The sequence below is a fragment of the Herbaspirillum sp. UBA812 genome, assembly GCF_002296545.1.
GTDB classification, from domain to species: domain Bacteria; phylum Pseudomonadota; class Gammaproteobacteria; order Burkholderiales; family Burkholderiaceae_D; genus Herbaspirillum; species Herbaspirillum huttiense.
Genome location: NZ_DBIC01000309.1, coordinates 1 through 12,014 on the forward strand (window position 1 = coordinate 1; position 12,014 = coordinate 12,014).

The 12,014-nt window shown below is 63.3% G+C and carries 7 protein-coding genes; 5 read left to right on the plus strand and 2 right to left on the minus strand.

What is annotated here, in order from left to right; genetic code table 11:
* From B3873_RS21305 to B3873_RS21325, 5 genes are all read left to right on the plus strand, one after another.
* Nucleotides 1-688 (plus strand): helix-turn-helix transcriptional regulator (locus B3873_RS21305; RefSeq protein WP_286868898.1); only part of this gene is annotated, 688 nt, incomplete at its 5' end.
* A 697-nt stretch (nucleotides 689-1,385) separates the two neighbouring features.
* On the plus strand, nucleotides 1,386-2,747 hold the full coding sequence (locus B3873_RS21310; RefSeq protein WP_209534608.1) for a DUF1329 domain-containing protein: 1,362 nt from the start codon (nucleotides 1,386-1,388) through the stop codon (nucleotides 2,745-2,747).
* 40 nt (nucleotides 2,748-2,787) lie between these two features.
* Nucleotides 2,788-4,479 (plus strand): DUF1302 domain-containing protein, encoded by a 1,692-nt coding sequence (locus B3873_RS21315; RefSeq protein ID WP_209534607.1) that lies wholly within the window; start codon nucleotides 2,788-2,790, stop codon nucleotides 4,477-4,479.
* A 114-nt stretch (nucleotides 4,480-4,593) separates the two neighbouring features.
* On the plus strand, nucleotides 4,594-6,963 hold the full coding sequence (locus B3873_RS21320) for an efflux RND transporter permease subunit (RefSeq protein WP_286868902.1): 2,370 nt from the start codon (nucleotides 4,594-4,596) through the stop codon (nucleotides 6,961-6,963).
* A gap of 22 nt (nucleotides 6,964-6,985) precedes the next feature.
* Nucleotides 6,986-7,981 (plus strand): WD40/YVTN/BNR-like repeat-containing protein, encoded by a 996-nt coding sequence (locus B3873_RS21325; RefSeq protein WP_286868904.1) that lies wholly within the window; start codon nucleotides 6,986-6,988, stop codon nucleotides 7,979-7,981.
* A gap of 92 nt (nucleotides 7,982-8,073) precedes the next feature.
* Here the strand turns inward: B3873_RS21325 and B3873_RS21330 are convergent, their stop codons facing one another.
* Both B3873_RS21330 and tynA read right to left on the minus strand, forming a co-directional pair.
* Nucleotides 8,074-9,504, minus strand: coding sequence for an aldehyde dehydrogenase family protein (locus B3873_RS21330; RefSeq protein WP_286868906.1), 1,431 nt, complete (start codon nucleotides 9,502-9,504; stop codon nucleotides 8,074-8,076).
* A 72-nt stretch (nucleotides 9,505-9,576) separates the two neighbouring features.
* On the minus strand, nucleotides 9,577-11,868 hold the full coding sequence (tynA, locus tag B3873_RS21335; RefSeq protein ID WP_286868908.1) for a primary-amine oxidase: 2,292 nt from the start codon (nucleotides 11,866-11,868) through the stop codon (nucleotides 9,577-9,579).
* Between the last annotated feature and the right edge of the window lie 146 nt (nucleotides 11,869-12,014).

Here is a 12,014-nt window from a genome sequence, read left to right on the forward strand (position 1 = left end):
AGGCAGCCGGGCACACCACATCCGCACCAACGGTCCGATCGAATTGCTGGGCATCTCGGTGCAGCGCGAGCTGTTCCTGTCGCAGCTGCACGAGCAGGATGAAGCCAGCGTGCGCAAATGGCTGGACCTGTCCGTGCTGCAGCTCGACGCAGCCACGGCGGGCATGCTGCGCCATTACTTCTCGGTCGCCTTCGATCTCCTCAATACGCCAGCGGGCAAGGCCATGCGGCCGATCAGCCCGCGCGCACTGGCCTCCACTGCGATCAGCAATGTGGCGCTGGCGCTCTCGCTGAACCAGGGCCATCACGAACTCGAATCGACCCTGCCCTCGCGCCAGCGCCGCGAACGCATCGTGCAGAACGCCATCGACTACATGCGCACGCATGCGGGCGAGGAGATCGGCATCCTCGATGTCTGCCGCGCCACCCACGTGAGCCGCCGCACCCTGCAATACTGTTTCGAGGAACGGCTCGACATCTCGCCGCTGCAGTACCTCAAGGCGCTGCGCCTGAACGCGGCGCATCGCGAAATCAAGCGGCGCAGCAGCGAAGAACGCGGCCACGACACCATCGGCAACCTGGCCGCCCTGTGCGGTTTCAATCATCCCAGCCGCTTCGCCTCGGAATACAAGAAGATGTTCGGCGTCCTGCCTTCGGAAACGGTCATCAAAACGGCTGCACAATCCTGAGTCTGCCGGCACAGTCCGCATTGGTAACGCCGGTTACCAATACGGACTGTGCCGCTGCCCTGGGCAATTTTGGGGCAGAGGTCTAGCCATTTTTGGCAAAGCTGCCCTGTCTTGGTCCACCTCCTCGATCGTCCACTCTCATTTGCACCCGGAGCACGCATCACCATCTGCGCGTGCTCCGGGCAAGCCCGCCTCAAAATACGAGCTTTTCCCACAATAAAACCGACCAATTGGTTGATTAATATTGTTTCCGGCAACAATCCTGTTTTTGTCACTGGTCAATTCAACGGTAAGGGAATAATCCGCTCTATTCTTCGACCCTGATCATCGTGCCGGAAAAATCAGGCAGCCTCGCCCTGCAAGCCTTTTTCACAGCCGATTGCAGCGGGTCCGCCCGGTTTTGCACCATCCCCTTCGGGCGTCCCTCCCGAAAATTGCTAAAAGCGGCTAACAGTACCGAGGTGGCCCCTTCTACATTCTCCCTCGTCCACTGCTCCCAAAAAAACCACCTATTCAGGACAACGCCATAAGCGAGTCAATTTCCCTGTGCGTCAGCGTTTTGTCAGACATGGGGCCCAGCCCGAACGGGTTGTGGCAATAGGAAAGGCCTCCACGCCTTGGGAGCGGTCCGCCATCCGGACTGCGCGGCAGCGCATCCGGCCAACGCACACCCGCATCACAACAAGGGAGAACAGCAATGAAGGTCATCCACATGAGCGCCATGGCCCTGGCGCTGGCTGCCACGTTCGCGCAGGCCGCCACGCCCGCCGACCTCGGCGGCAGCCTCACGCCGCTGGGCGGCGAGAAAGCCGGCGGCAACGGCGTGCCGGACTGGAAGGAAGACAACGTGGTCCTGCCAGGCTGGTCCTATGGCAAGCTGCGCCGCGATTTCTTCAAGTACAAGGACGAGAAAAAAACCGAGACCATCGATGCCTCCAACGTCGACAAGTACGCCAGCAAGCTCAGTGCCGGCCAGGTCGCCCTGATCAAGCAGATCAAGGGGTACAAGATGGATGTCTACCCCAGCCACCGCTACTGCAGCGCTCCCGATTTCGTGGTGGAGAACACCAAGAAGAACACCAGTGCCAAACTCGGGGCCGATGGCTGGAGCCTGGCCGAGGCGGTGGTGCCGGGCATTCCCTTCCCCGTGCCCAAGAGCGGCGAAGAGGTCATGTACAACAGCAAGATGCGCTATCGCGGCGTGGCCCAGGAATGGAAGTCCACCATCACCGCCGTCTCGCCACGCAAGGGCAGCAGCGAATGGATCAAGGCCGGGTCGCAGCAGACCATGTTCTTCCCCTGGGCCGCCAAGGGCAGCGTGAATCTCTCGACCCTGCCGCCGGTGGAGTACTACACCTACTTCGCCTACAACTCGCCCACGGCGCTGGCCGGACAAGCCTTGTCGCTGACCACCTTCCTCAACCAGGCCGGCGGCGAAACTTTTTACTATTTCCCCGGCCAGCGCCGCGTGCGCCGCATGCCCTCCTACGCCTACGACTCGCCGCAGATCGGCATGGAGAACCAGTACACGCTGGATGAACCCATGGTCTTCAACGGCACCATCGACCGCTTCGACTGGAAGCTGGTCGGCAAGAAGGAAATGTACGTACCGTATGGCAGCTTCGGTGCCACCGACTTCAAGGCCAAGTTCGAAGACGTGGCCGGTGACGAGTCCATCGCCGAAAGCGCCCGCCGCTACGAGCTGCACCGCGTCTGGGTGGTGGAAGCCACGGTCAAGGCCGGCGTGCGCCACCTCGCGCCCAAGCGCACTTTCTATGTTGACGAGGACAGCTGGAACCTGGTCGCCGCCGATGATTACGACGCACAAGGCAAGCTGTGGAAACACCGTGAAGCCTATGTGATCCCGGTCTATGAGACCGGCAGCTGCGACCAGGCCGGCTTCGCGCAATACAACCTGGCCGAAGGCCGCTACGTGTTCGACCTGCACGCCGCCGGCACCGGCAAGGACATGGCCTGGGAAGTCGACGGCAAGGGCAATCCGCGCGCCAAGGCCAGCTTCTACAGCGCCGACAACCTGCGTGCCATCAGCGATCGCTGAGCGGTCCTGAGACGGCATCCGCAACGGGAGAGGAACAACAATGAAAAATCATCTGCAAACCAGAGTCATCGCATTGGCCGCCGCCACACTCTGCAGTGGCGCGGCACAGGCCATCACCTTCGAGGGTGAGACGGTATCCGGCAATTTCGATTCCACGGTCTCGCTGGGTGTGGGCGTGCGCGCCAGCAAGCAATCCTGCGGCCTGATCATCGGCAGCAGCGGCGGCAGTGCGGCGTCTGCCTCCGGTCCCAGTGCGCCGGGTGGCTGTGCCGATGCGCTGTCCTCGCTCAATGACCAGGGCGACCTGAACTACAACCGGGGGGACCGCTTCACCACCTATCTCAAAGGCACCCATGAGCTTTTGCTCAACATGCCGGAAGACGTGAAATTCCTGGGCCGCGTGAGCTGGCTGCGCGATTACTCGGCCACTCGCAGCACCGGCAACATCAGCGGAGCGAATACCACCGGCCGCGCGCTGTCGGATGACGCCACCAATGAATTGCATTCCAAGGTGCGCCTGCTGGACCTGTGGGTCAGCAAGTCCTTCGACCTGGGCGAGGAACGCGCCCGCATCCGCGTCGGCAATCAGGTGGTGAACTGGGGCGAGAGCCTGTTCATCGCGGGCGGCATCAACCAGACCAATGCCATCGACCTGATGCGCCTGTCCAATCCGGGTACGCAGTTGAAGGAAGCCATCCTGCCCGCCCCGATGGTCAACTTCGCCACGGGCCTGGGCCGTGGCTTCTCGGTGGAAACCTATGTGCAGCAAGGCTGGGAAAGCAACTATTTCCCGCCCGTGGGCAGCTACTGGTCGACCGCCACCGTGGGCAGCGGCGCCGATGCGCTGGGTGTGCCGGTCACCGGCCGGCCGCGCTCGACCGGCCAGTATGGCGTGGCACTGCGCTATACGCCGCCGGGTGCCGATGTGAACTTCGGCCTGTACGTGATGAATTACCACGACAAATCGCCCGTGCTGTCGACCGCCAATACCGCCAGCGGCCTGGGCTATTCCTATCTGGAAGACCGCAAGATGGTCGGCCTCTCGGCCAATTTCCCGCTGGGCAACTGGGCCATCGGCACGGAACTGTCGTATCGGCCCAAGGATGCGGTCTCGCTCAACGGCTCGGTGCAGAACGCCAATGGCGGCCTGTGCCAGACCAATGGCAAGTGCTACATCGAGACCGAGAAATACCAGCTGGCCATCACCGGCATGCTCAGCCTGACCCCCAGCGAACACGGTGCCGTGCTCAAGACCCTGGGGGCCGATACCGCCACGCTGATGGTGGAAGCGGTGGCCATCAAGTATCCCAACCTGAAGAACGCGTATGGCGGCATCCCCGTGGCTGCGGGCCTGTGGGGCTGGGGCTACGACACCACGGCCAATGCCAGCAATACGCTGGCCAATGGCGGCAATACATCCGGCGTGGGCAGCGCGACTTCGTATGGCTACAACTTCGACTTCAGCTGGGTCTACGATGGTTCGGTGATCCCGGGCTGGCAGGTCATTCCCGAGGTCTACTTCTTCCATGCCGTGAAGGGCCGCACGCCCAATGCCACGGCGACTTTCATGGAAGGCGCGAAGATGGCCAACTTCACCGTGACCTTCACTCAGAACCCGGCCAAATGGCAGGTGGCGCTGAACTTCGCCAAGTTCTGGGGCGGAGCCAGCGTGTTCGATCAACCGCTGCGTGACCGCAGCTTCTATGGCATGACCATCAGCCGCAACTTCTGAGGCCGCGCGCCCGGGCCCTCCACGGTCCGGGCGCATTGACGCGCAATCCCGTTTTGCTTGAAGCCGCCTGCGGGCGGCCCGCGTTTTTGAACTCCGACCCGAGACCACCGCACCATGGCCAACGCCCCTTCCCTGTTCAGTCTGGATAGACTCGAAGCCTGCCTGTTCCGCCTGCGCATTCCCATCCTGGCCCTGCTGCTGGCCTTCACCGCCGTGCTGTCGTATTTCGCGCTGCAATTGCGCATGGACGCCGGCTTCGAAAAACAGATGCCGACCCATCACGAATACATCGACACCTTCAAGCAATACCGCGATGACGTGCTCGGGGCCAATCGCCTCAACATCGTTCTGCGCGCACGCAAGGGCAGCATCTGGACCAGGGAGGGACTGACCCGCCTGTCCGAAATGACGCAGGCCGTCATGTTCCTGCCCAACATCAGCCGGCTCGGCGTGCAGTCGCTGTGGACGCCCAACACCTTCGTCAACGAGATCACCGAGGAGGGATTCCGCGCCGACCCCGTCATCCCCGGCACCGTGATCCCCTCGGCGCTCACGCCGGAGACCATCGAACAGATCCGCAATACGGCCGTCAATGGCGGCTTCGTCGGCACCCTCATCTCGCGCAACCAGGACAGCGCCATGATCGTGGCCGAGATCAACGAGTTCGATGCCAAGGGTGACAAGGTCGACTATCTGGCCTACAACAAACTGCTCAACGACCTGCGCGCGAAATACGAGAACGCCGACTTCGAAGTGCAGATCATCGGCTTTGCCAAGCAGATCGGCGATGTGGCCGATGGTGCCGAAGGCGTCCTCAAATTCTGCGCCATGGCCCTGCTGCTGACTACCATCGCCGTCTACTGGTATTGCCGCTCGCTGCCCTTCACGCTGCTGCCGGTGGCCTGCTCGCTGGTGTCGCTGGTGTGGCAGTTCGGCACCTTGCGCCTGCTCGGCTATGGGCTCGATCCGCTGGCGGTGCTGGTGCCCTTCCTGGTATTTGCCATTGGCGTCTCGCATGGCGTGCAGCAGATCAACACCATCGTACGCGGCATTGCCAGCGGCCAGTCCTGCGAAGCGGCGGCCCGCGCCAGTTTCAAGGGCCTGCTCATTCCAGGCGTGCTGGCGCTGGTGACGGCGCTGGTGTCCTTCGTCACGCTGGTGATGATCCCGATTCCGATGGTGCGCGAACTGGCCATCACGGCGTCCATCGGCGTGGGCTACAAGATCATCACCAACCTGGTCATGCTGCCGCTGGCGGCCTCGCTGCTGAAGGTCGGCAAGACCTATGCCGACAGCGCCATGCGCGCCCAGCAGGCCAGAGGCCGCTGGCTGGCCGTGCTGTCACGCTCGGCACAGCCGCGCGTGGCGCGCAGTATCGTCGTCATCACCCTGCTGGTGCTGGCCGGCTCGGCCTGGTACAGCCATGACCGCCTGGTCGGCACGCTGCAGCCGGGCGCACCGGAACTGCATGCCGACGCACGCTACAACCGCGATGCCCGCTGGATCGCGGACAACTACGGCAACGGGCTGGACTGGCTGACGGTGATCCTGTCGACGCCTTCCAATTCGTGCGACAACGTCAGCTTCGGGCGTTATCAGGATCAGTTCGATACGGTCATGCGGCACGTGCCCGGCGTGCTGTCCGTGAGCTCCTTCGCCGACCAGATGAAGATCTATAACGAGGGTTACAACGAGGGCAATCCAGCCATGTTCACGGTGCCGCTGGATGCCGCCAACTACGCCGCGCTGGCGGTGGAGATCGGGCGTGTGCGCGGCTTCCTCTCCAAGGACTGCAACATGCTGGCCAGCCACCTGTTCCTGGCCGACCACAAGGCCGCCACCATCAATGGCGTGATCCAGGCGGTGAAAACCTATCGCGACCAGCACAAGCTGGCCGGGCTGGAAATCCGCCTGGCCGCAGGCAACGCGGGCGTGATCGCGGCCGTCAATGATGAAGTGGAAAAATCCGAGCTGCCCATGATGCTCTACGTCTACGGCGCCATCGTGCTGCTGGTGTTTGCGGTGTATCGCGACTGGCGCGCCATCATCGCCTGCTGCCTGCCGCTGACGGTGGCCACCTTCATCGGCTATGCCTTCATGAAGCAATTGCAGATCGGCCTGACGGTAGCGACGCTGCCCGTGATGGTACTGGCCGTGGGCATCGGCGTGGACTATGCCTTCTACATCTACAACCGGCTGCAGCTGCATCTGGCCGCTGGCCTGCCCATTGAAGAGGCGCTGCACAATGCGATCCAGGAAGTGGGCATCGCCACCATCTTCACGGCCATCACGCTCGCCATCGGCGTGGCCACCTGGTCCTTCTCCGACCTCAAGTTCCAGGCCGACATGGGCAAGCTGCTGGCCTTCATGTTCCTGGTCAACCTGGTCATGGCGATGACCGCCCTGCCCGCCTTTGCAGTGGTGCTGGAGAAGATGTTCCCGCGCAAGTCGCCCATCAAGCTCAACAGCGCCCTGGCGCACTGATTACCGATCGCAAGGACGAGTCATGATTTATTTCCGCAAACATTCCGTGGCGCTGGCCTTGGCCCTGCTGGCCGGTGGTGTCTCCCATGCCGCATTCGCGCAGGCCGGCGCAGCGGTCACGCTGTCACCTGCGCGCTCCGATGCGCATGCCCTGCACAACATGATGCTGGGTGCGACCCGTGCGGGCAGCCGTATCGTGGCCGTAGGCGCCTATGGCTACATCATCCTCTCCGACGACGGCGGTGCCAGCTATCGCCAGGCCGACAAGGTACCGGTCGATACCACGCTGACCTCGGTCAGTTTCGCCGGCACCGAGCAAGGCTGGGCCGCCGGCCACGGCGGCGTGATCCTGCATACCGCCGATGGCGGCAAGACCTGGGCCCTGCAGCGCAGCGACACCAGCGTGGACCAGCCGCTGTTCTCAATCTGGTTTGCCAATGCCAATGAGGGCTGGGCGGCCGGCCTGTGGTCGCTGCTGCTGCATACGCGCGATGGCGGCAAGAGCTGGCAGCAGGTCAAGCTGCCCACTGCACCCGGCCAGCAGCGCGGCGACCTGAACCTGCTGCACATCTTCCCCGGCCGCGATGGCGCGCTGTTCGTCTCGGCCGAGCAAGGCGTACTGTATCGCTCGCTCGATGGCGGCCAGCACTGGGAAGCGCTGGCCACGGGGAGCAAGGCTTCGTTGTGGAGCGGCGTGGTCACCGCCTCCGGGGCCATCATCGTTGGTGGTCTGGGCGGCAAGCTGCTGCGCAGCGAGGATGGCGGGCAGCACTGGCAGGTATTGGCCTCGCCCACCAGCGGCTCCATCACGGCCCTGCGCAGCGAAGGCAATCAGGTCATGGCAAGCTCGCTCTCCGGTTCGCTGCTGGTGAGCGAGGACGACGGACGGCAATGGCGCATCAAGGCTGTGGCACGCGATGCGCTGACCACGCTGGAATTGCAGGATGGACGGGCCGAGCGGCCGATCGCGTATGGCAAGGGCGGGCAGGCCAAGCTGGAGGCGAGCGTGACGCGCTAAGCTTTCCCACTGGGGCGCGCACGCATCATGTCGCGTCGGGCATTAAAAAAGGATATCCACGGATATCCTTTTTTTGATACAACACCGTACGGTTATTTTTTCAAACTGATCACTTGCGGCTGCGTGACACCCTTCAATCCCTCCTGCCCAAATTCCAGTCCCCACCCCGAACGCTTGTTGCCGCCAAAGGGCACCATGGGATGGACCATGCCGTGCTGGTTCACCCACACCGTCCCGGCCTGCAATCGGGTAACCACTTCGGCAGCACGCTGCGTATCACTGCTCCACACCGATGCGCCCAGGCCGACGTCGAGCCGGTTGGCATTGGCGATGGCCTGCTCCAGATCGCTGTAGCGGATGATGGGCAGCACCGGCCCGAACTGTTCCTCATCCACCAGGCGCGCACCATCGCGGATGTCAGTCACCAGCGTGAGCGGATAGAAATTGCCCGGGCCGTCCGGCAGCACGCCACCGCAGACGATGGTGGCCCCCTCTTCACGGGCACTGTCCACCAGCGCTGCCACCTTCTTCAATTGCATGGGATTCTGCACCGGCCCCATGGCGATGCCGGGCTGCAAGCCGTCGCCCATGGGCGTGGCCGCGATGATGGCCTTGAGCTCGGCCACGATCTGGTCATGCAGCGCATCGGGCACGTAAAGGCGCTTGGCACAGGCGCAGGTCTGCCCCATGTTGAGGAAGGCCCCCCAGAACAGGCCCGGCGCAATCGCCTTGGGATCGGCATCCTCCAGCACGATGGCCGCATCATTGCCGCCCAGTTCCATGGTGGTCGGCGTGAGGTTGCGCGCGGCCGCTGCAACAATGCGCGCACCGGTCGCACCGGATCCGGTGAACATGATCTTGTTGACGTTCGCATCCTCCACCAGCAGGGCGCCCACGCTGCCATCGCCGCTGACGGTATTGAGCACGCCGGCCGGCAGTGCTTCCGCAATCACGCGCGCCAGTTCCAGGCCGCAGACGCTGGTGTATTCGGAGGGCTTGAGCACGACCGTATTGCCGGTGTAGAGCGCCGGGATGATCTGCCAGATGGAAATCATCAGCGGCCAGTTCCAGGGTGCGATGGCGGCAATCACGCCATAGGGCTTGCGATGCAGTTCGTCGCGCCGGGTCTCGTCCTCGAACACCACTTCCGGGGCCAGTTCCAGGCTGGCCGTGGCGCGCGTCCAGGCCTCGCAGCCCCACAGTTCGAAGCGCGAGCCCGGCACCTGATCGGGGCCGACGCCGCCCAGCGGGCGGCCCTGTTCCAGCGTCACCAGCGTGGCCAGCCGTTCGGCATTGGCGGCGATGGCATCGGCCACGCGCTGCAGGTGCTCGCGCCGCTGCGCCAGTGACAAGGCTGCCCAGCCCGGCTGCGCCTGGCGTGCGGCGGCTACCGCTGCCGCGACCTCGATGGCATCGGAGTGCGGGAAGCGGCCCATGACCTGGCCGGTGGCGGGATTGTGCGAATCGAGCAGGCGGCTGCCCGTGCGCAGCTGGCCGCCGATGATGTTGGATGCGATATGCATGGAGTCTCCTTGTGAAAAAAAGACCGTCGGGCCGGAGCACGGACGGTCAAGCTTTGCCGGCTTGGGGAAGCCTTATTTCTTCTTGTTCAGGCCGAGGGTGGGCGTCTCGTCGAAGAAGTTCCAGGGCTTCAACAGGACGTGCACCCATTCGGTGGGCATGATGGGCCACTCTTCGGCACGCGCCACGTGGGTGGTGCCGGTGGTCAGCCAGACCACATCGTCCTGGTTGACGATGGACTGGTTGTCCTTGACGAAGGCACCCAGGCCGGTGTCCTCGTTCGAGCGGTTCGGATACTTGCCTTCCGGGAAGCGCTGCTGCGGGTCATAGCGGGTCACCCACAGCTGGCGGTCCATGAAGCTCAGGCGCTTGTTGAGCCATTCATCGGGCGAGAAGTTGGCGCCCTTGGCAATCGGGTGCGTACCGCCCGCATACGGAATCAACTGGTAAGAGACCGGATTGCCGACCTTGTTGAACTTGTTGGGGTTGCTCAACAAACGAATGGTCGATGCATCGAATTTCTGCGCCGCCTGCTGCTCGGTCTCTGCGGTGCGCTGCACGGTCTGCATGGTGCTGCTGCGCGGGCCGCCACGGGTGTTGGGCAACACCACCGGATCAACTTCGGTGAGCGAATTGCCTTCACCATCGATGTCCAGATCGAGACGGAAGTTGTAGATGTGCTGGTGCGTGGTGCCGACGATGTTGTGATCGATCAGCGTGCCGTAACGGGTATCCTCGGCCGCGCTGGCGTCGCGCATGGTCGAAGACTTCACGCCCTTGACCGCTTCGATGCCGGTGGCGCCGGCATTGATGCCGATGGTCCCATTCTCGGCAAAGACCCAGTCGAAGATGTAGTCGTAATTGCCGACCGTGCTGATCCAGCGGATCACCAGCTCACGCCGCTCCACTGACAGATTGGGCTGGCCGTATTCCTGGTGCTTGAATTCCGGACCGGCATAGCGTTCGAAGACGCCAATGGCGCGCGGGATGGTGCGCGGCTTGCCGCTGGTGTCGGCCAGCGTGGCATCAAGCAGCACCACGTTGTCAGGTGCATCCTTGCCGCGCTCGATGGGTGAAGTCAGCGTACCCATGCCGTATTCACCCGAATCCAGATAGGCCTTGAAATACCAGCCCACGTCCGGATCACCGTAAGGCACGATCATGCCGCCCAGCGAACCCTCGTACATGATCTGGCGCTTCTTGCCGTGGTCGTTGTAGGTGACGGTCGAGAACATCAGGCCCACGCGCGAATCCAGCTTGAAGTGCATCTCCCAGTTGCGCCAGCGCAGGGTGTTGCCGGTGATGGTGTAGTTCTTGCCCTCGGGCTCGCTGATGTCCAGCGGCTTGGGCGGCGGGACCAGTGCGCGGCCGCTGCCGTCGTAGCCGGTCGGTTTCATCGGCACCGGGATGACGCCATTGTCTTCGATCTTGATGACTTTCTTCTGCACCAGATCGACCACCGCCACCAGGTTTTCGATGGGATGTGCCCAGTAATTGCCGTCGCCGACATCCAGGTAGCTGACCACCTTGAGCAGGCGGGCATCTTCCTGCAAGGCATCCTTGCCGCCGAAGTAGCCCACGGTCAGCGGGGTGGCCACCACCTTCTTGATGTCGGTGATGCCGCGCTTGGCCAGCGCCTGGGCGTAGTCGGGGCTGGTTTCCATGGCGTTCTGGACGGTGGCGAAATCATCCACCAGCACCATGCCGTGCACGCCGGTCTTGGGCTCCCAGCGCGTCACGCTGCGTTGACCCAGATCCACTGTGCCTTCGATCACCTGACTGCCATCGAGCAGGGTGAAATCGGCGCGCCGGGCAAAGGTCTGTCCGCGTTCGCCGAGGGCGAATTTCCAGACCTGCTCCTTGGGCGGCTCGGCCACCGTGATTTCGGTAAAGCGATAGGACGGCTGCCAGCGGCCACTGGCCTTCAAGACATCCAGCGTGGCATTGATCTCATCGGCGCTGAGCGGGTTCAGCGGATGCGGCACCGCCTCGATCTGGAAAGTCTTGTCCAGGCTGGGCGCAAAGACGGTATTGATGAATTCGTCGGAGACATAGGGCTGTCCGTTCTTCATCACCAGCGGCACCGGCAGCTTGACGCTCTGGCCGTTGACCAGCGCGGTCGTGGCGCGCGGCTTGACGCGCACGGTCACGCTGTTGCGCCGGATGGTCCACAGCCCCGCATAGGCATCCCAGCGCACGGTAGCGCCGAAATCTTCCAGGGTCTTCTTGAGCGGCAACATGTGCGCGGCCGCTCCATGGGCGGCGGCCGGCAGCGGCGCCAGCAAGGCAGTGGCCAGGCTGGCTACGGAAAGCGTAGACAAGACCGCCTTGCGCAGCAGGCGGGAACGGAAACGAGTGGAGGTCATGGTCGGAACGTGTCGGTGTGGAACGGGTGTGATGGATTATTGCGTTCCCTTCCCGCACCGGCGTAGCCCGATTTGGCAAACCTGCGCGCCGCACGAGGTCCTGCGGCGGGTGCAGTCTGCGCTCTCTTCCCGCATGCAGCCTTTCT